13 protein-coding genes are annotated in these 19608 nt (G+C 62.5%); 8 read left to right on the top strand and 5 right to left on the bottom strand.

Annotated features, from left to right (window positions below):
• Together ABH924_RS13950 and ABH924_RS13955 are read right to left on the bottom strand one after the other, a co-directional pair.
• A complete protein-coding gene (locus ABH924_RS13950; RefSeq protein ID WP_404499646.1) occupies positions 1–444 on the bottom strand; it encodes a hypothetical protein in 444 nt (147 codons plus the stop codon).
• A 62-nt stretch (positions 445–506) separates the two neighbouring features.
• Entirely contained in the window at positions 507–1601 is a 1095-nt protein-coding gene (locus ABH924_RS13955) for a hypothetical protein (protein ID WP_404499648.1), read from the bottom strand.
• 243 nt (positions 1602–1844) lie between these two features.
• Here ABH924_RS13955 and ABH924_RS13960 point away from each other — a divergent pair, with 243 nt between their 5' ends.
• Positions 1845–2777 carry an NAD-dependent epimerase/dehydratase family protein gene (locus tag ABH924_RS13960; RefSeq protein WP_404499650.1) on the top strand — a complete coding sequence of 311 codons (933 nt, stop codon included), beginning with the start codon at positions 1845–1847 and terminating at the stop codon, positions 2775–2777.
• 209 nt (positions 2778–2986) lie between these two features.
• Here the strand turns inward: ABH924_RS13960 and ABH924_RS13965 are convergent, their stop codons facing one another.
• Genes ABH924_RS13965 through ABH924_RS13975 form a run of 3 tightly spaced genes read right to left on the bottom strand, consistent with a single transcriptional unit; the run spans position 2987 to position 10461 of the window.
• Positions 2987–5896 (bottom strand): TIM-barrel domain-containing protein, encoded by a 2910-nt coding sequence (locus tag ABH924_RS13965; protein WP_404499652.1) that lies wholly within the window; start codon positions 5894–5896, stop codon positions 2987–2989.
• Positions 5893–9228, bottom strand: a complete 3336-nt coding sequence (locus ABH924_RS13970) for a TIM-barrel domain-containing protein (protein WP_404499654.1) — start codon at positions 9226–9228, stop codon at positions 5893–5895. The genes ABH924_RS13965 and ABH924_RS13970 overlap by 4 nt, the downstream gene beginning before the upstream one ends.
• 30 nt (positions 9229–9258) lie before the next feature.
• Complete coding sequence (locus ABH924_RS13975; protein ID WP_234751725.1) at positions 9259–10461, bottom strand: ROK family transcriptional regulator; 1203 nt, start codon at positions 10459–10461, stop codon at positions 9259–9261.
• 185 nt (positions 10462–10646) lie between these two features.
• On the opposite strand from ABH924_RS13975, the gene ABH924_RS13980 reads away from it, so the two are divergent.
• From ABH924_RS13980 to ABH924_RS14010, 7 genes are all read left to right on the top strand, one after another.
• Complete coding sequence (locus ABH924_RS13980) at positions 10647–11861, top strand: ROK family transcriptional regulator (RefSeq protein WP_234751729.1); 1215 nt, start codon at positions 10647–10649, stop codon at positions 11859–11861.
• The gene (locus tag ABH924_RS13985) at positions 11858–12823 is read left to right on the top strand and encodes a carbohydrate ABC transporter permease (RefSeq protein WP_404499657.1); all 966 of its coding nucleotides are present in this window, start codon (positions 11858–11860) and stop codon (positions 12821–12823) included. Before ABH924_RS13980 ends, ABH924_RS13985 begins: the two co-directional genes overlap by 4 nt.
• A complete protein-coding gene (locus ABH924_RS13990; protein ID WP_284982621.1) occupies positions 12816–13631 on the top strand; it encodes a carbohydrate ABC transporter permease in 816 nt (271 codons plus the stop codon). The genes ABH924_RS13985 and ABH924_RS13990 overlap by 8 nt, the downstream gene beginning before the upstream one ends.
• Positions 13632–13672: 41 nt before the next feature.
• On the top strand, positions 13673–14923 hold the full coding sequence (locus ABH924_RS13995) for an ABC transporter substrate-binding protein (RefSeq protein ID WP_404499659.1): 1251 nt from the start codon (positions 13673–13675) through the stop codon (positions 14921–14923).
• A 94-nt stretch (positions 14924–15017) separates the two neighbouring features.
• On the top strand, positions 15018–16196 hold the full coding sequence (locus tag ABH924_RS14000) for a glycoside hydrolase family 15 protein (RefSeq protein ID WP_404499661.1): 1179 nt from the start codon (positions 15018–15020) through the stop codon (positions 16194–16196).
• Positions 16193–18445: a TIM-barrel domain-containing protein gene (locus tag ABH924_RS14005; RefSeq protein WP_404499663.1), complete on the top strand. Its 2253-nt coding sequence runs from the start codon at positions 16193–16195 to the stop codon at positions 18443–18445. The genes ABH924_RS14000 and ABH924_RS14005 overlap by 4 nt, the downstream gene beginning before the upstream one ends.
• 111 nt (positions 18446–18556) lie before the next feature.
• Positions 18557–19555 (top strand): aldo/keto reductase family protein, encoded by a 999-nt coding sequence (locus ABH924_RS14010; protein WP_404499665.1) that lies wholly within the window; start codon positions 18557–18559, stop codon positions 19553–19555.
• Positions 19556–19608 lie beyond the last annotated feature (53 nt).

Genomic DNA, 19608 nt, shown 5'->3' on the forward strand with positions numbered 1-19608 from the left:
TCAGGCCTGCGGGGTCTGCCCTTGGAGGGAGGCAATCTGTGCCCGCGCGGCTGCGATGAGCTCCTCGTTAGTGTTGGCGTGGCCGTTGAGGCCCCAGCCGCCGTCGGGGGCTTCCGTGAGCAGGACCCAGGTTCGATCGGGCAGGGTCGGATCCGCTGCCGCCGTCGCGACGAGCGCGGTGAGCTGTTCGACCAAAGCGAGCTGCTTTTCGCGGTTCAGTGCACCCGCGTTCGTGAGCACCTGGACGCGCACGTAGTTGCTGTCGCCGTCGACATTCGACAGATCTCCATCCGGGAGTTCGTGGATAAATGCCGCCGTGTTCTTGCGGAACATCGGGATATCCGGAACCTGCTCCACCCGCATCACGGTCGATGCCAGATCAACGGCGAGCTGATGCTTGTCGGCAAAGGTCCCTGTCGTTGCGTACACGTCGATCATGGGCATGATGCTTCTCCTCTTCGATGTGGGTCAACGGTCATTTCTTGTGCCATCCTTGCACTTTGATGTCACCGTGTCTTCCTCTGGGCGATCATTTGGGGGTCGTCTGGCTTGACGTCCTTGGAAGTGCGGTTCTTCGGCCGGTGCGGCATGATCGGTTCGGACGCGAAGCGTCGTGGGCCACTCCACATTGATGGCGGGGCGTCGATCGCGTAGGCAAGGGCGTATGCGACTTTCTCGTAGTTGACGCGCCAGCCCCTGAAGTGGGGCCACGCTTGTTCCGCCGTCACCTCAACCGGGTAGTCGACGGCCCGCATGAGCTCCACGGCCGCTTGAAAGTCTTCGAATTTCACGTCGAGTTCGGAATCGGGATCGGGGTCTTCCTCGACCGGGATACGAATAGCCCGCGCCACTTGATTCAGGCAGGTGAAACCCATCCGAAGGACCAGCCGCGCCCGGGTGCTCGGGGCAGACCCCGGACTCAAGGAAAGCTGTAACGCGGCCGCGTCCATGACGCTGAGGATGGAGTTGAGCCAGTTGGATTGCGGTGAAGGTGAACGGAACCACACCAAGGTGAGGTAGGTGCTGTGTGATTCGGCTACATCCGCGGCCCATCGCTCCCACCTTTGGTAAAGCTCGCTGAGCTCGCTCGTACTGGTTTGAGCGGCCATGCCAAACCGTGTGCGCACCAGAAGCTCCGGTCCCCATGAAGGTGAACCTGCCCGCGATACCAGGAGCGTTACCTCCGCCTCCCGCCTATTGAAGGCTGCATAGAGGGTTGGTAAGTAACCAATCTGCAAAGCGATGACAATCAACCCGGTATACGCGGCAACGTAAACCAACACCGTATTGCCGACATTCGATGGCGCAGCGTAGCCGAGCGTGAACATCGCGGAGCCGGCCTCGCTTGAAGCTGCCCAGTAGTCGCCGTCGACGAAGGGAAGGAGCAGGAGGCTGAACGACAGATCGAACAGGATCACCCAAACCAGCAGGCGGACGAAGAGCGCCATCGGAGACTGCCAGGCAAGGATCCGATCACGCGCTTCGTACGAGGTGACGGGTTTTGTGATGGCAAAGAAGATTTTCGCAGTGACCAAATGGGTCACCCGTGAAAGGTTGCTGTGCAGCGGACGTGGCACGATCAGCGTTCCGATCACACTCATCCAGTTCAGGAGCAACCCAACCAACCCGACTGAAAAACTCGCCCACACGATTACTGTCAATGCGCTCTTTCGACATTGTTGGACACCAATTCAGCTATTGACCACCGGAAAGGACAAAGCTGGTGAGGCTCGTATCATTCATTCCACCGTCGGACCTTGTCAAGGGTGATGGGCTCCGTCGTGTTGTAGGGTGTGCCGTGTCACCCAGCAACGCGTGGCCGGACAGCTCAGGAGATAACCATCGTGGTAAGCCATCTCATCCTCGGCGCGGGACTGGTAGGCGGGACGCTCGCGAGGCAGCTCTCCGCCCGTGGAGACCAGGTCACACTCGGCACGCGCAGCGGCACTACGATCCCTGGTGCGACTCCCGTGAAGCTGGACGCCAGCAACCCGGCCGATGTGACACAGGCTGCGCGCGGAGCCGGCGCGATCTTTGTGTGCACCAACCCGCCGTACACCAACTGGGTAGCCGACTGGCCACCGATCTTCGACGCTGTGATCACTGCGGCCCGTGACTCCGGGGCCGCGCTTGTGCTCATGGGCAACCTCTATGCGTACGGACCGCCGGCCGGTCCGATGACCGAGCACTCACAGCTCGCCACCACCGAGAAAAAGGGCCTGGTACGCAAAGCGGGTTGGGAGAAAGTGCTCGCCGCGCACCAACGCGGTGAAATCCGGGCCGTGGAGGTTCGGGCCAGCGACTACTTCGGTCCTGGGGCTGCGGGGACGTCGACACACCTTGGCGGTGGCTTCTTCGAACCACTCCTGGCTTCCAAAACGGCGCGGGTCGTTGGGAACCCTGCGCTAGAGCACAGTTGGAGCTTCCTTCCCGATATCGCCGCGACATTGATCGCAGCTGCCGACCACACGGGCGAATGGGGGCGCGCCTGGCATGTGCCGAGTGCATCCGTCCCCCGTTCGGAAATCGTGCGGCAGGTGAACGAGCGCTGGGGCGTCAATGGTCGGGTCGCGCGGATCCCGCAATGGTTGCTCAGCGCTTCAGGCACGGTCATTCCCATCCTGCGCGAGATCTCGGCTTCAAGCTACCAATTCACGATGCCCTTCGTGATCGACTCCGCGGAGACGCAGAAGATGCTGGGTGTCACGGCAACACCATGGCACGAAGCGCTGGAGGTCACGGTGGACAGCTACCTTAAGCCGTTAACAAGCAACTAAAGCGCCTAGATCACGCGGTGATCCACAATAAATGCCCTGGCACCATCACATAGTGCCAGGGCATTTTCGCGTCCTGCCAGAGGGCCACTCCGATCACAGGAGCGGCCTCTCTGGCCCTGTCGGTCTTCTATTGTTGATACGCGCTCACGGCCTCATGGTCATGCATTCGGGGTCGCCGCGGCCCTACGGACCATTCCGGTCCCCGGGCATTAGAACCCTCCCGACGTCGCGCCGGCAGACCCAAAGGAGGGGGTCGTTAAGGTCGAGTTGGAGCCTGGCTGCCAGGCGTCTGCGGATGCGGGGTAGTTGGCTTCCTGGCGCTTGATGCATTTCCATTCGATGGCAGTGTTCGGCGGGAGGTCGCTGATCGTTCCGGTCCAGGTGGGGTAGGAGGTGGGGTCGAGCTTGACGGCGCTGGCCGGTGACCAGTTCCCCAACCCGGGGACGTTGCCTACGACGTAGACCGACTGCCCGCTCGTGGTGGTGCCGTTTGAGCAGGTGAAGCTGGCTGATACCGGGGTCTGGCCGAGGGTGAACTGGAAAGACTTCGCGGTCCCGACCGCGGTGCTGTCGGATTTAGCGACGACGAGGTTCCCTCCGGCGTTGTACCAGCCGCTGGCGGCGGCATCGAAGGCTGCCTTGTTCGCGTACTGGGTCAGCGGCATTCCGTTCAGCGTTACGGCGGAGGCCTGGGTTTCGTCGGTGACGAGTTGGACGACGTTCTGGCGGCTGTCCGGCGCTCCGGTGTAGGTGCCTGATGATGCGGCGATGTTCACGGTTTCGGTGGACCCTGACAGTTGCTGGGTGATGCCGGTGAGGCGCTGCGCCCCGGTCTGGTAGTTGACCGACTTGCCGTCGTCTTCGGTAAGGGTGAAGTTGGAGGCGTTGGTGTCGGGGTAGACCTGGGCGACGAGCTCGTTGCGGGTGGTGGCGTCGGTGCGGGCGCCGGTGACGTTCATCGTTTTGTCATCGACGTACATCTTGGGCAGGATCGCTCCGGCCTTGGCGAATGCGGGGAGCTGGAAGACTCCGTTGGTCCATTCGGGCAGGTTGTTCACCCACTGGCCGGTGCTGACGTACTTCTTGTTCGTGTGGTAGTCGTACCAGGTGCCGGCGGGCAGGTACATGTTCCTCTGCCGTTCGCCTGATGCAGCGACGACGCCGACAAGCATGTTCGGTCCGATCATCTTCTCGCTGCCCATGGTGCGGACGTTGGGGTCGTTCTGGTAGTAGTACACCAGCGGCGGGGCGAGGGGGTCTCCGGTGCTGTAGGCGTTGTGCGCCACGGAGTAGTAGTACGGGGTGAGCTCGTAGCGCTGGCGGAGGTTGGCCAGGTTGCTGGGGACGTCGCCGATCTTGTCGGGGGCTGTCTGCTGGCAGTTGCAGGTGTTGTCGGTGTGGGGGCGGATCGGGACGTCGAACCATGCGGAATTCGCGAACCATTGGGTGTAGATCTCGTTGATGTCGGACCCGGCGATGGCCTCGTCACGGTGGAAGCCGCCGATATCGGAGCCGAAGTAGTCGATGCCGGACATCGACATCTCCATCTGGACGTTGGTTTGGTCTGCAAGGGCGGTCATGCGGGTGGCGATGTCACCGGACCACATGGCTGCGCCGTCGCGCTGGATACCGGCGGCTCCGGAGCGGGAGAGCAGGAAGGGCCGCTGGGTTGACGAAGCGGCGGTGTACCCCTTGGCGACACTGTTGGCCCATTCCAGGGCATACAGGTTGTGGTAGTCGGCGTGGGCGTGTTTGCCGGGCGGCAGGCCGGCGGTCCAGTCGTTGGAGTCATACATTTCGGGTTCGCCGAGATCGAGCCAGTGGCCGAGGATGCCCATGTTGACGAGTGGCTGTTCCTTGGTGGCGGCCCAGTAGGCGCCGGCGGCCGGCTGGGTTCTGTCGATCATGCTTCCGCGGCCCCACCAGTCGTTGGCGGTGAGGTAGACGGGGTCGCAGGTGGGGCAGCCGGCGCGGGCCAGGAAGCCTTGGTTGGCAAGGTTGGTGTATTCGGGGAGTCCTTTGCCGATGTAGGACTCTTCGATGGTCATGAGGCCGACGCCTTGGTTGTCGCGGTAGTCGGCGATCTTGGACGCGGCGTTGGGGAAGTTGGTCGGGTCGAACTGGAGGGTACCCATCTTGGTGTTGTCGGAGCCTGCGGTGACGCCGCCGAACCATTGCAGGTCGAGCATGAATCCGTCGACGGGGAACTTGTCGGCGCGCAGGCCGGCCAAGGTGTTGTCGATCTCGGTCCAGTTCTTGTACCCGTATTCGGAGTTCCAGAGCCCGAATGCCTTCTGCGGGGGCACCGGGGGGTGGCCGGTGAGGTTCATGTAGCTCTTGCGCAGGTCCGGCAGGCTGGGACCGGCCATGACGTACCACCGCAGCTGGTCGCCGTAGGTGTCCATGGTCCAGGGGTCTGCGGTGAGGTTCCAGTCCTGCTTGTAGACCTGGTCGACGAAGAGGCCGTAGTTGGCATTGTTGGCGCCGACGGCGAAGAGGACGGGGATCTGGGTGTTTCCGACGGGGCCGTTGTCGACGTCGTAGTTCATGGTGTTGCCGTAGGCGCCACGGGAGGAGCGGTCGACTCCAACCCTGTCGCCGTCGGCATTGCCGCCGGTGAAGAATTCTTCGCCGAGGCCGTAGGCGTCCTGCATGGCGGACTTGGTGAAGGACAGCCCCTTCCACGCTGCCGTCAGGTTCCGTGGGCAGACTGTGTGCAGCAGCAGGGCCGGCGTCCGGGTCGTATCCGTGACGTCGGCGCACATGGTCGTGGTGTTGACGCTGACCTGGATGTGCGCGCTGCTGGCGGTCGAGGCGGTCTGGGTGAAGGCGGTGGGGCCTGCGTAGCTGGTCGAGGCGACTTGGTCGGTCGTGGGGATGGCCACCCCGGCGCCGGGCCCGGATCCGGTGCCCATTTCGAAGTGGACCAGGTCGTCGCTGAGGAATTCCGCGACCAGGTAGTCGCCGGCTCCGGTGAACTGGACGCGTTGGATCCCTGCCGCGTGGGCCGGGACGGCGGTCACAAAGGTGGCCCCGGCGGTTGAGGAGAGCAGCAGCATCATTCCGACGAGGATCCCGCTGAGGCGGTTTCGGCGCCGGTCTCGGCGCGGGGCGGTCATGGCCTGCCCACTGTGAGGTTGTCGAGGTTGATGGCGGCTGTGTTGGCCGTGTCGTAGGAGATCTTCACCGAGTGCCGTCCTGAGGTGAGGGTGGTGCTGATGGTTGCGGTGCCCCATGTGTCCCAGTTGGCCAGGGTGGGCAGTGTGAGGGTTCCGATGGAGGTTCCGTCGACGTAGATGGTCCGGGTGGCTGGCCCGCCTGTGGCGTTGGCGTAGCGGAAGGTGAGTTGGTGGGTTCCGGTGGCGTTGGCGCTGACGTCGAAGGTGAGGGAGGAACCGGCGGCGGTGAAGCCGTCGACGAAGCCGGTGCCGGTGAATCCGGGGTGGTTGGTGTTGGTGGTGGTTCCTGTTGCGGTGGCGAATTCCGCTTCGTATGCGCTCTTGTTGACCCCGGAGAGGATGACGGTGCGGGTGGTGGTTCCGGAGGCGATCTTGATGAGGGCGAACTGCTGGACGGGATCCCAGTACCAGCCGGTTGCCGCGGCGGTGAGGCCGCTGAGCGTGCTGTAGGCGGTCAGGGCGATTCCGTCGACTGTGATGGTGCTGGGGACGGTGGTGTTGACCTGGAGGGTTGCGGTGGTGGCGAGCGGCGGCACGGTGGCGATGACCTGGTGGCTGCTCCAGTTCTCAGTGCTGGTGATCTGCTTGACGGTACCGGCGGCGTCGTCGAAGTAGTCGGCCGAGGTGGTTCCTGCGGGGTAGATCCGGAAGACCAGGTTCGTGTAGTTGTAGACGTCGTTGCCGATGCTTCCGCCGTATTCGTAATTGGAGTTGAGGTTCAGCGGGATGATGGCGCCGTCGCGGGCATAGACCGGGATGGTGGAGGTGTCGGCGATGTAGGTCTTGTTGCCGGGACCGGAAGCCTTGCCGCCGTTGATGACGTCGTGCCATTCCCCGCCGGGGAGGTAGAGCGTGACCGAGGTCGCACCTTGCGTTGTGATCGGGGCGACGAGCAGCTGGCGGCCGAACATGTACTGCATGTCCAGGGGCGCTGCCGAGGCGTCGCCGGGGAAGGCCAGCCGCATGGTCTGAAGCAACGGCAACCCGGTCAGGGAGGCGTTCTTGGCCTCGGTGTAGATGTAAGGGATCAGGTTCATCCGCGTGTTGGCGAACTTGCGGAACGTGGGGACCACCGTTGTATCGCCCGTGCGGGCCTGGACGTTCCAGGGGGTCCGGGCCTCTGACGGGCTGGGATCGGACTTCTCGGAGTGGTACTGCATCATCGGGGAGTAGGTCTGTTGGGCGGCGGCCCGGAGGTAGAGCTCGCTGCTCGGGAAGGTTCCGGTGAAGCCGGCCATGTCCCACGCCCAGAAAGGAATGCCGGACTCCCCGCCGCTCAGGCCGGCACGCAGGGCCTGCTGGAAGGCCGAGAACGTCGAGGCCTGATCCCCGGCCCAGTAGATGGAGTGTGCCTGCGCACCCGCGGTTCCGCCGCGGCTGAACAGGACCCCGTCTCCGTTCTTCTTGGTCTGAACGTAGGCGCCGTAGGCGCCGGTGTAGGCGTTGGTATACCCGTTGTGCATCTCGTCACCCTTGCGGCCGTCGGAGAAGGAGGCAGTGCGGCCGAAGACCATCTCGCCGCCGTCGGTCTTCATCCCGTCGATGCCGACATCGTCGAAGAGATAGGCGCGCTTGCTCATCCACCAGGACGTCGCCGCGGCGTTGGTGAAGTCCGGCATGGTGCTGTCCCCGAACCATTCTCCGGTGGGGATCCGGTATTGCCCGCCGACCCCGTCTCCGATCAGGTAGCCCTGGGCGGCGGCGTAGCTCTGGTCGTTGAGGTGCTGCTGGGGCGCGGTGGCGGGGTTGGTGCTGAAGTCCTGCTTGAGCACGGGGATCTGCCACAGGACGACTTTGATGTTCTGGGCGTGGGCGGCGGCGACCATGGCCTTGGGGTCGCTCCACTCGCCGCCGGACGGGAAGGTGAGGTCGGTGTAGGCCAGGGCGCCGCTGCCAGGCTTGGCGGTGTAAGTCGCGCCGTGCCAGACGTAGAAGGTGGCCTCGTCGCTCCACTGCTCCAGGACCAGGACACTGTGCGGGATGTTGTTGCTGGTGACGTTGGCGAGCTCGTTCGTGACCTCGGTCTGGGTGTTCCACTCGTTGGCGGACATCCACAGGCCGAACGCCCATTTCGGGGGCAGCCATGGGCGTCCGGTCAGAGAGGTGTAGGCATCCAGGATGTTTCCCTGGGTACCGGTGAGGAAGTGATAGTCGACGGTGGAGTCGAGCGCGCCACCGGTGTCGACGGTGAAGCCGACCATGTCGGAGAGATAAGTGCACACATTGAACAGCGAGTAGCGCGTGCTGGGGACGTACACCCCGTAGCCTGCGGAGTTGGTGAAGAACGGGACCGACATGTAGGTGCGGTGGGTGGGTCCTTGATCCTGGTACTGGTTATAGACGTAGTTGTCGACGTCGTGGCCGCGCTGGTCCAGGTAGTCGTACCGTTCGCCGAAGCCCTCGAACCGTTCTCCGGCGGGGGTCAGCCAGTGGTCCTCGATCTTGGTAACTGTGGTCGCGCCGTCGCTGGCCCATCCGGTGTTCCGGAATATGGCCGGGTCGTACTGTTGGGCAATCAGCGTGGTGCCGTCGGCCTTGTAGACGGAAACGCGGGCGGGGCTCTTCTGGATCTTCACCTGCAGCGCGCTGGTGGCCAGTTGCAGCGTGGTGCCTGTGTCGGTGACGGTGTAGCCCGTGGCGCCCGTGATATTCAGGCCGGTGCCGTGGGGTGCGATCTGGACGTGGAAGCGGTCTGGCGCAGGGAAGGTGTAACGGATCTTGGGGGAGAAGCTGCCGGAGGTGTCGCTGACAGCGACGTCGACCGAGGTGCCGTTGTCGGTGTAGCCGCTGACGTTGCCGGTGCCGGACCAGTCGGTGACGGCGAAGCTGAACGGGCCGCTGGTGATCGCGCCTGCGCCGTCGACGTTGGCGTGGACGGTGTAGGTGATCTGGTCGCCCCTCGCGAAGGAGCCGAGGTTGACCTTCCAATAGCTGTTGTTGCCATTGTTGTAGTCGAAGGAGCAGCCAACGTCAGTCTGGGCGACCCCGTTCTTCGTCCAGGAGACCCAGCATGTCTGTCCGGGAGAGATCGGCCATGTGGTCGAGTGCAGCTGGACCGTCTGGGTGGACATCGGGTCGCGCGGACCGCGTTCGGTCGGCGTGGTGCTGTACAGCTGGTCGTAGCCGGTGGGCCCGTGGAAGACGCCGGTGAGGGTGTCAGCTTTGGCCGATTCTGCGCCGAAGACCGCCGGTAGCAGGGCCAGGGGCACCGCGCCCAGGATGCCGAGGACGGCTGTGCGGCGGGATATTGTCGGCGTGACTGAAACGGACATCGTTGCCCTGCTTTCTTTTGAGAGTGAAGCTCACCCAGCGGAGCGGCCGATGAGGGTCGGCTCGTCGCTGTTCAAGCGGAGGTTGGGTTCGAACAGCTCGTTGAGCAGGAGGCTTGCGGCTCCGCGTGCCCAGGCCTCGTCGTCCCACGCCTCGGCGTGGATCGAGAGTCCGTCCTGCAGTCCGTCAAAAACGGTCTCGTTGAGAGCGCGGCGGAACGCAGGCATGATGAGGTCGAGATTATGCGTACCTTCGCCGGCCAGGAGGAGCCGGTCAGGGTTCAGGATGTTCACGACGTTGCCGACAGCCCGCCCCAGATGTTGGCCGGCCTCGGCGAAGACCCGTGCTGCACGCTGGTCCCCGTCCCGGGCCATCGTGCCGGCCTCGTCGACCGAGACGCGCCGTCCCAGCTCACCCGCGAGGGATCCCAGGAGGGCCGGCTCGCCGATCACGGCCTCCAGACAGCCGCGGCCACCGCACTCGCACTCCGGGCCTTCGGGCACCACCTTCATGTGGCCGAGCTCGCCGGCACCTCCGCGGCTGCCACGGAACAGGCGCCCGTCGAGCACCATGCCCATGCCGACGCCGCGTCCTATGGTCACGACGGCGAAGTTCTTCACGCCCCGCCCGGCCCCCCAGCTCTGCTCGCTCGCCACCAAGGCGTTGACGTCGTTGTCGATGAGAACCGGCAACCCGATCGCATCTGAGAGCCGTTTGGCGAGCGGTTCGTTGTGCCAATCGAAGTATGTGGCGTGGCGCACACTTCCCTCATCCCGGTCGATCACCCCGCCCATGCCCAGCCCGACGCCGAGGATCCGGCCATGGCCGGCGGGAGCAAGCGCCTCGACTGTGCTGACGATGCCTGCCACTACCGCGCCGGGCGTCGGTAGCGCCAGGGCGGCGTCGGCTCGGGCCACGACGTTGGCGTCCAGGTCCGTCAGGACGCCGATGGCCCGGTTCTCGGTCAGTTTGATGCCGACGACGTAGCCGGCGCGTTGACGCAGGCCAAGGAGAACTGGTGGCCGCCCTCCCGCCGATGCGCCGGTGGCCCGCTCTTCGACGAGGCCTCGGTCTATGAGCCGTGACGTAATGGCAGTGACCGTCGGGCCGCTGAGTCCGGTACTCCGGGCGATGTCCGCGCGGGAATGGAGCGACTCGCCGCGCAGCTCGGCGAGCACGAGGGCCTCGTTGATCTCCCTGATCAGCCCTTTGTTGCCCGCACGGTCGATCCTCACAGCACACCCAACCTTTCCGAAGTAACTAAATTAAGTCGCCGAACAAACGCTAGGGGAGAGCGGGCTGCACCGCAAGAGGAATTTTCTGCTCGGACCAGGAGGCAGCCTTTGAGCATAAGAGACCCCTTGACGTGAGGTGCGTCATAGTTCTAATCTTCATTTAGTCGTAAATAAAGGAGAATACAATGGTTCGGCCGAGCGGCAACGCTGACGTTACGCGGTCTGCGATCCTGGCATTTCTTGGTACCTCCGGTGGTGCGTCCCGGGCTGACTTGGCAAGGGCACTTGGCGTCTCCCCGGCTCTTATGACCCAGCTCATCAAAGAGCTCATCGCGGACGGCCTCGTGAGGGAGCTGTCAATGTCTCCCTCCAGCGGCGGTCGTCCTGCACGGATGCTGGGCCTTGCCACCGCTGCAGGGCGCGTGGTGGGTATGAAGATCTCGAAGGATCATGTTGCCTTCGTTGAAACGGAACTTAGCGGGCATGTAGTCCGGTCCGGCAATAGGGCATACGACGCTTCCTCGATCACATCGCTTTCCGACGTCGTCTCACTGGTCCATTCATTCGTTGGCGAAGATCGTGTCACCCCCCTCCTGGGAATAGGCGTCGGTGTTCCCGGATCGGTGGATGGGCAAGGTAGTGGTGTTGTTGATTCAAGCCTCCTGGGGTGGCGGCAGGTACCGCTTGGAGCGGTTCTGAGCCGGGAACTCCATGTTCCGGTCCTGGTGGAGAACAATGTCAACGCCCTCGCTGTAGCCGAACGGCTCTATGGGTCAGGCCGCGAGCATGCCGAGTTTCTGGTTGTGACGATCGGCGAAGGCGTCGGCGCGGGGTTTGTCACCGGCGGTGCGGTCGTGCGCGGCAGCAGAGGCGGTGCCGGCGAAATCGGTCACATACCCGCAGTTGCGGATGGACCTCTTTGCACCTGCGGTAACCACGGATGCATCGAGGCCCTGATTGGGGAAAAGACACTCGTCGCGAATGCGCGGCAATCCGGAATCATTTCGTCATCAGAGACCATGGCAGATCTGCAAGAGCGCGCAAACGACGGTGACCCCCTCGCCCAAGATATTTTCAGGGGAGCCGGTCAGCCGCTGGGGCGAATCGTCGCTGGTCTCGTGCAGATCCTGGATCCGGAGATTGTGATCGTCAGCGGGGAAGGAACCCGTGGATGGCGCCACTGGGCAGCAGGATTCGAACGATCATTCCGGGGTGCCCTGACGGCAGACCGCCGGAGCATCCCCGTGATCGTCGAGTCCTGGGACGACGAGGCCTGGGCCCGCGGAGCCGCCGCGCTCGTGGCGTCTGCGCCCTTCTACAGCGAAGAAAGTTCAGGTGAGCAGGGGAGACGGGTTCGTGCCCGGCTCACCCACGTACCGGCGGAGGTAGGAGGATTGTGACCGCTCTGCAAGACTCGAGGTCCGGCAGCCCCGGACCCACGGCAACAACGAAGCGCTACCGAGGACCCGGGATTCGGCGTAAAGCAACCGGCAATCGTCTCAGATACGGGCTGACTGTCGCCGTTTTCCTCATCCCGAGCGCGTTGCCACTGTTGTTCTTCACCATCATTCCCATGTTTTCCGCGTTCTGGATCAGCTTGAACCAATGGAATCTAGTCGGTCCGATGAAATGGGTTGGCCTTGGGAACTACGGCAAGCTCATCGGCGACCCCGGCACGCAGGGCGCCTTCCTGCACACCATCTACTACATCGTCGGATACCTGCCGCTTGTGTACATCGGCGGGCTGGCCATAGCGCTTGCCCTCAATTCCCGGATCAGGGGACGCAGCATGATGCGCGGCCTTTACTTCCTCCCCGTGGTGACCAGCTGGATCGTCGTTGCACTCGTCTGGCGTTGGCTACTGAATCCCAGCACGGGAATCGTCAACTGGCTGCTTGGACTCATCGGCGTGACAGGGCCGGGATGGTGGACAGATCCGGCATGGTCCATGCCTTCGATCATCGTGGCTTCGGCGTGGAAGGACCTTGGCTTTGTCATGGTGATTCTGCTCGCCGGCCTCCAAGCCATTCCGGAGGACCTGTATGAAGCCGCGACTGTCGACGGCGCCGGCCGGTGGAGGCGGCTGTTCAGCATTACGCTTCCCATGCTTTCCCCCTCGACCTTCTTTGTCATTGTGCTGTCGCTGATCAACGGATTCCAGGTCTTTGACCAGGTCTATGCCATGACCGGAGGCGGCCCCAACAACTCTTCCCAGGTCGTGGTCGAGCAGATTTACGACCTCACGTTCCGCTACGGCAGGGCCGGCGAAGCATCGGCTCTGTCATGGCTACTGTTCCTTTTCATCCTGGTCATCACTCTGATTCAGGTGCGCGGTCAAAAGAAATGGGTGCACTATGCGTAAGCAGCGTCCCTCGATCACCCTGAACATCCTCGTCCTCGTTGGCGCCCTCATGATGGTCTTCCCTTTTCTTTGGGCGTTCGTAACGTCCATCAGCCCCGGCGCAGGCCTCTCCGCGACACCGCAACTTATCCCGGAGAATCCTTCACTGTCCGCCTACGCTCAGTTGCTCCAACGGCTCCCGTTTGCCCAGATCGTGCTTAACAGCCTGATCCTTGCCATCCTCACCACGGTGTTCCAGCTTGTCACCAGCTCACTGGCCGCCTATGTCTTTTCCCGGATGCCGTTCAAGGGGCGAAATGCAGTGTTCGCCGTGTATCTGGCCACCATGATGATCCCGATGCAGGTGCTGGTCGTCCCGTTGTTTGTGGAGATGAAAAGCCTGGGCCTTATCGATACCTATCTCGGCGTATTGATGCCGGGGATCGCCAGCGCCTTCGGAGTGTTCCTCCTGCGGCAGGCAATGAATTCTGTGCCGCAGGACCTGGACCAGGCCGCGACATTGGATGGTGCTGGCCACTTCCGGATCTTCGGCCTCATTGTGCTTCCCCTGGTCCGTCCGGCGCTGGCGACACTGACGGTGTTCGCGTTCCTGAATAGCTGGAACAGCTTCCTTTGGCCGCTGATTATCCTGCGCACCCCCGCAATGAAAACCCTTCCCGTGGCGTTGGCGGGACTGCAAGGCCAGTACACAACCCAGTGGGACATCGTGATGGCCGGATCTGTGGTCAGCGTCCTTCCAATGCTTGCTCTCTATATCTTCACCCAGAAGTACATCATCCAAGGGGTTGCGGGCACCGGACTCAAATAGACCGGATCGGCCAGTTTCCTCACCTATCAATGGAGATACACATGAACAAGAAACCCCTGGCATCGCTGGGTCTCGCTCTCACCGCAATCCTGGCCATGTCAGGCTGTGGATCGGCGGCAAGCTCAAATGTTTCAAGCACCGAAAAAGTAACCATCAAATACTCAAACTTCATCTCGAACGGGGGCAACGAGAAGAATCTGGACACCATTGTCCAGGCCTTCGAGAAGGCCAACCCGAACATCACCGTCCAGGTCACCACCTTGCCTTACAAGGACTACGCGACGGCACTCCAGACAGACCTGGCCGCTGGGACCCAAGCCGATACTTTCGATATCGAATACGCGAACCTGCGCTCCTACGTGGCCAGTGGGGCTGTCGCTCCCCTCGACGGAGTCGACGGTTCCAAGTACAAGCAGTCCCTGCTGCAGTCCTACCAGTCAGACGGCAAGCAGTACGCGCTGCCCAGTTCCTTCTCCGACGTTGTCCTCTACTACAACAAGGCGCTCTTCGACGCTGCCAAGGTCGCCTACCCCACGTCCAGCTGGACATGGGCTGATGAAACGGCTGCTGCAAAGAAAATCACGGACAGCGCCGCGGGTGTCTACGGGGACTACCAGAGCGTGAGCTTCTACGAGTTCTACAAAGCACTGGCCCAAACCGGCGGCAAATTCCTCAACGACGACGGCAAATCGGTCGCCTTCAACTCGCCCCAGGGCATCAAAGCTGCCGAATGGCTGGCAGGTAAGAGCGGAACGACCATGCCTACACCCGCGCAAGGAGCCGGAACCCCGGACTTCGACACGAAACTGTTCAAAGACGGCAAACTTGGCATGCTCCACAGCGGCATCTGGGTGGCCAGCAGTTTCGCCGATTCACCCAAGAGCTGGGACATCGTCGTCGAACCCGGAGACACGCAGAAGGCAAGCGCGGAGTTCTCCAACGCCATTGGGGTATCCGCCAACTCCAAGAACAAGGCCGCAGCCCAGAAATGGGCCGAATACATGACCAGCTCAGACGTCATGGCACAGACCCGCATCAGCGCAGCATGGGAACTCCCCGCCACCTCCGATGACTCAGTCCTGAAGCCCTATCTCGCAAAGGACAAGCCGGCAAACCGCAAGGCCATCTTCGACGCCCTTGACAACGTCGCCCTCCCGCCGGTCATCGGCGACAACCAGCAAAAAATGGTCGACATCATCACCAACGCTCTTGGCGAAGTCGAAGCGAAACGCTCCAGCGCGGCCGATGCCCTGAAGGGCGCCGCGGACCAAATCAACGCTCTGCTGAAATAAACCGGGCACCGTCCGAACAAAGCCGGTGAGCGGGCCGCGGTAACACCGTGAGCTGCCGGCACCGCGACCCCCTCACCATCTGAAAGAGAAGCCAATGACAATGCAAGGTTCAACGGTAATGCGCAACGGAGATCCCGCGGTCCGTTCGATAGTCGAAGCCGGCATCCGGCTCATCCTGGAACAGCAGACCTCCCGGGGCGCCTACCCGGCAAGCCCCTCGTTTTCCGCCTACGCCGGGTACTGCTGGTTCCGCGACGGCTCGTACATCGCTGACGCCATGTCCGCCGCCGGACATATCGGATCCGCCGAACTGTTCTTCGACTGGTGCTCGAATGCCTTGACTTCCCGCGCCGGAAGGATCCGCCATATCGTGGCTGAAAGCCTGGCCGGCAGGCCGGTGGCCGGTGACCAAATGCTGCCCACGCGTTTCACTCTCGACGGAGCCGAAGGAAACGACGACTGGTGGGATTTCCAGCTCGACGGATACGGCACCTGGCTTTGGGCCCTGGCTGAACACAGCGCCCGCCATGACCGGCCACTGGAACGCTGGACCGAGGCCATAGCCCTCACCATCGACTACCTATCGGCCTCTTGGGAACGGCCCTGCTATGACTGGTGGGAAGAGTCGGCCCAACACGTGCACGTGAGCACTCTGGGTTGCATCGCCTCCGGATTGGCCAGCATCGCCCGAACCGGGCTGATCGAGGAGTCACTCTCAGAACAGGCCACCTCGATCGCGGACCAGATCCGCCGACGAGTCCAAGACGAAGGTGTCCAGGACATCCATCTGACGAAATGGCTGGGAACAGACACGGTAGACGCCAGCCTCCTCTCGCTGATTGCTCCGATGAACTTCCTGCCCCCGCACAGTCCCTTGAGCGCAGGGACCATCGCGGTCATCGAAGAGCAGCTCACCGTCGACAACGGCGTTCACCGGTATCTTGCCGACACCTACTACGGCGGCGGCCAATGGCCCTTACTTAGTTGCTTCCTCGGCCTGGCCCAGGCCGCTGCCGGAAACCGAACCAGAGCCCACGAGCTCCTCGAATGGGCCGCCTCGACCGCCGGCGCGAACGACGAACTTCCCGAACAGGTTGACCATCACCTTCTTGACCCCGATCATCTTCAACCTTGGAACGAGCGCTGGGGTTCCTCTGCAAACCCGCTGCTGTGGAGCCACGCCATGTTCATCCGCCTCGCCATCGCCCTCGGCGTCCCCTACGACACCGCCGATCCGACTCCGGCTCCAGCAGCGAAAGAGAACGCTAAATGATCCGCCACAAACCATTCGGCTCCGGCCACCCCTACGTCGCCGACACCGATCAGCGCAGCCCGTCCCATCCCGTCGCAGGGGAGCCCGTCATCCTCGGCGTACGAACCTCGCCGGAACTGACCGACGTGATCTGCGAACTCGAAGTCACCCGTCGCAGCGGTGCTGTCACGCAATTGACCGAAACCCTCGAACGTGTACCGGCGGCATCGCGCGGACAGGTCATCGATGGCGGCCACCTGGCATCGGCCCAGGCCAAACTCGCCCGCTCAGCTAGCGGCTGGCAGGTAACCCTCGCGCCGGCGGAACCCCAGACAACATACAAGTACCGTTTCACGGCGCAGACCTGGAATGGCGGGACGGAAAAGACGCGGTGGTTCAACTACAGCGCCGCCACCTGGGCTCCCGCCAGCCAGGCCCTAAAGATCATTGGACCAGACCGCGTCATCGCCGACTCCGTCGAGGTGTTACATGATGGTGTCCGGCCCTTGCGTGTTCGTTTCGCTCTCCCGTTGGCCCTTAACGAGCGTGTCACCGGCTTCGGAGAACGCTTTGATGCCCTTGACCACCGCGGGACCAAGCTGGACGCGGTCGTCTTCGAGCAATACAAGAGCCAAGGAGCGAACCGGAAGACCTACCTGCCGATGCCCTTTGCCCATGTAGTAGGCGGAGACGGCTGGGGATTTCACGTCGAAACCTCCCGACGCACGTGGTACGACATCGGTGCCTCCGACGAACACCGCCTCGTCATCGAAGCCGAAGTCGGCCCAGAACCCCTGAACGGGGACACTCTTCTGAACCTGAGGTTCTTCGAAGGAACGCCCACGACGGTCCTGAAGTCCTTCCTGTCCGTCGCCGGCAGCGCCAAGGAGCTTCCGGCCTGGGTGTTCAAGCTCTGGGCCAGCGGCAACGAATGGAATACCCAGTCCGAGGTCATGCGACAGATGGATCTACATAGGGAAACAGGTATTCCCGTTGGGTCCGTCGTCATCGAAGCCTGGAGCGACGAGTCTACATTCACGGCATTCCGCGACGCAGAATACGAACCAAATCCCGACGGTTCACCGCACCGCCTCGGCGACTTCACCTTCCCGGATCATGGTGCCTGGCCGGATCCGAAGGCCATGGTTGATAACCTTCACTCCCGGGACGTCCGGGTGGTTTTGTGGCAAATTCCTCTTATCAAAATGCGGCCGCACCCACATGGCCAAGCACGTTTCGACGCTGAAGCTGCGGTTCGTGAGGGGCGGCTCATCCGGGAGGAAGCCCCGGACGGCAGCCTGCGTCCCTACCGTAACCGAGGATGGTGGTTCCCCCTTAGCCTGATGCCGGACCTGACCGACCCGGAAGCCGCCCGATGGTGGACCGAGAAGCGACGCTATCTCGTCGAAGAAATCGGCATCGACGGGTTCAAGACCGACGGCGGAGAACACGCCTGGGGCGAAGAACTCCAGTATCTGAACGGAATGCGCGGAGACGAAGGAAACAACCTCTTCCCGGTCGCATACGCCAAGGCCTACGGTGACCTTCTTGAATCCGCAGGAAAGGCACCCGTCACCTTCAGCCGCGCCGGGTTCACCGGTTCCCAGGCCCACGGAGCCTTCTGGGCCGGGGATGAGAATTCCACTTGGGACGCATTCCGTTGGTCCCTGTTTGCCGGACTCTCCGCGTCAGCAAGCGGAGTCTTGTATTGGGGCTGGGACTTCGCCGGCTTCTCAGGCGATGTCCCGACCTCGGAACTATACCTGCGGTCGGCTGCAGCAGCGGTTTTCGTGCCTATCATGCAGTACCACTCCGAGTTCAACCATCACCGGAAGCCATCGAGGGATCGCACTCCGTGGAACATTCAGGATCGGACGGGGGATGAGACTGTCATCCCTGTGTTCCGGGAACTCGTCGAACTGCGCGAACGCCTCGTGCCCTACCTGGCAGAGCAGGCCCGCAGGGCTATCGACAGCGGAGCCCCCCTCATGCGCCCGCTGTACTTCGACCACATCGAAGACCAGGAGGTATGGAAGCATCCACTGCAATGGATGCTCGGCGAAGACCTTCTTGTATCTCCCGTCGTCGACGAAGGAGTCCGCAGCTGGACGGCTTACCTCCCGGGCGGCAACTGGGTCGATGCCTGGACGGGAGAAATATACGCCGGCCAGCGAACCGTCGAGGTACCTGCGCCGTTGAACCGCGTTCCCGTCTTCGTCAGGGCGGAAGCCTGGGACGAAATGAAGGATATTTTCACCCCGACCGCCTGACAAGACCCGACGGTCAGCCCTTCCGCGTTGGGGAATCATGATGGTTCCTCAACGCGGAAGGGGCGAACACTCGCCGGGATCCGCCCCGGACACCCAACTCGAAGGAAGTCCTTGGAATACAGGAAACTTGGCCGAAGCGGCATGTATGTCAGCGAGATCGCCTACGGCAACTGGCTGACGCACGGATCGCAGATTGATGACGACTTGGCAAGACAATGCGTATATGCTGCCCTGGACGCCGGCATCAGCACTTTCGACACCGCAGACGCATACGCGGAGACACGCGCAGAAGCCGCACTCGGCTCGGCGCTTGCCGGAGTCCGGCGCGAAAGCGTGGAGATCTTCACCAAGGTATATTTCCCCACAGGGTCGGGAAAGAACGATCGCGGACTCTCCCGGAAACACATCATGGAAGCCATCGATGGAAGCCTCCACCGGCTCAAAACAGACTACGTAGACCTTTACCAGGCCCACCGATTCGACTACGAAACGCCCCTCGAGGAAACGATGCAGGCTTTCGCCGACGTCGTGCGTGCCGGCAAAGCCCACTACGTCGGCGTCTCCGAATGGACGGTGGATGAGATCCGGTCAGCAGCTGCCTTGGCTAAGGAACTCAACGTCGGGCTGGTCTCCAACCAACCTCAGTACAACATGCTATGGAGGGTTGTTGAACCTGAAATCATGCCGGTCAGTGAAGAGCTCGGGATGAGCCAGCTTGTGTGGTCACCCCTTGCCCAAGGAGTACTGACGGGCAAGTATTCACCAGGAATGGGCGCCCCCGCCGGTTCCCGCGCCACCGACCAAAACGGAGGCAAAGACACGATGGGTAAGTGGCTGGGCGATGACGTTCTCGCCAGGGTCCAGCGCCTTGAGCCCCTGGCAGCAAGCGCAGGGATTCCGCTTAGTACCCTCTGTCTGGCGTGGGTGCTTCAGAACCCGAATGTATCTGCTGCCATCGTCGGAGCCTCCAAACCGGAGCAGATCAAGGAAAACGCCAAGGCCGCCGGGCTCACGCTGGAGGACGCACTCCTGAAAGAGATCGATGAAGTCCTCGAACCCGTCATCGAACGCGACCCGCGCAAGGTCGATAGCTGCCACAGCAGGCCTTGAAGACCATTAGGGGCAGCAGCGACAACAAAGCTGCGGCCGTTAAACAGATCAAA

Origin of the sequence: Arthrobacter sp. GAS37 (assembly GCF_044908325.1) — a bacterium.
Lineage (GTDB): Bacteria > Actinomycetota > Actinomycetes > Actinomycetales > Micrococcaceae > Arthrobacter > Arthrobacter ramosus.

What these genes read in the sequence shown, in the direction of transcription:
- ABH924_RS13950 (WP_404499646.1), bottom strand. Translation starts at nt 444, where the DNA reads ATGCCCATGATCGACGTGTACGCAACGACAGGGACCTTTGCCGACAAG.
- ABH924_RS13955 (WP_404499648.1), bottom strand. Translation starts at nt 1,601, where the DNA reads ATGAGTGTGATCGGAACGCTGATCGTGCCACGTCCGCTGCACAGCAAC.
- ABH924_RS13965 (WP_404499652.1), bottom strand. Translation starts at nt 5,896, where the DNA reads ATGACCGCCCCGCGCCGAGACCGGCGCCGAAACCGCCTCAGCGGGATC.
- ABH924_RS13970 (WP_404499654.1), bottom strand. Translation starts at nt 9,228, where the DNA reads ATGTCCGTTTCAGTCACGCCGACAATATCCCGCCGCACAGCCGTCCTC.
- ABH924_RS13980 (WP_234751729.1), top strand. Translation starts at nt 10,647, where the DNA reads ATGGTTCGGCCGAGCGGCAACGCTGACGTTACGCGGTCTGCGATCCTG.
- ABH924_RS13990 (WP_284982621.1), top strand. Translation starts at nt 12,816, where the DNA reads ATGCGTAAGCAGCGTCCCTCGATCACCCTGAACATCCTCGTCCTCGTT.
- ABH924_RS13995 (WP_404499659.1), top strand. Translation starts at nt 13,673, where the DNA reads ATGAACAAGAAACCCCTGGCATCGCTGGGTCTCGCTCTCACCGCAATC.
- ABH924_RS14000 (WP_404499661.1), top strand. Translation starts at nt 15,018, where the DNA reads ATGACAATGCAAGGTTCAACGGTAATGCGCAACGGAGATCCCGCGGTC.
- ABH924_RS14005 (WP_404499663.1), top strand. Translation starts at nt 16,193, where the DNA reads ATGATCCGCCACAAACCATTCGGCTCCGGCCACCCCTACGTCGCCGAC.